Origin of the sequence: Methylophaga sp. UBA1464 (genome assembly GCF_002325665.1) — a bacterium.
GTDB lineage: Bacteria > Pseudomonadota > Gammaproteobacteria > Nitrosococcales > Methylophagaceae > Methylophaga.
In genome coordinates this window covers 6175-6404 of record NZ_DCSO01000015.1, presented here as the reverse complement: position 1 = coordinate 6404, position 230 = coordinate 6175, and the positions used below count along the sequence as shown (strand labels likewise).

1 protein-coding gene is annotated in these 230 nt (G+C 47.8%); it reads right to left on the bottom strand.

From position 1 onward, the window contains the following. Positions 1-230: metal-dependent hydrolase (locus tag B3O33_RS01535; RefSeq protein WP_292362793.1), on the bottom strand; the 230-nt coding region annotated here is incomplete at both ends.

Genomic DNA, 230 nt, shown 5'->3' with positions numbered 1-230 from the left:
AACCGTCATTGCATCCAGTCCACTATGTGTGACCCATACCAGCCAAATCAGCATAAACCATCGTCGAAAATCAAATACTGGCGCTAGCTTACACATTAGCCAGGCAACAATGGGAGCCAGCAGACTTTGCATAAGCCAGGAATGCGTCCAGCTGCGATGTAATGTCATGGTATCCAGGTCATTGGCATACTGAATGAATACATCAAGATCAGGCAGGATGCCGAACGTCG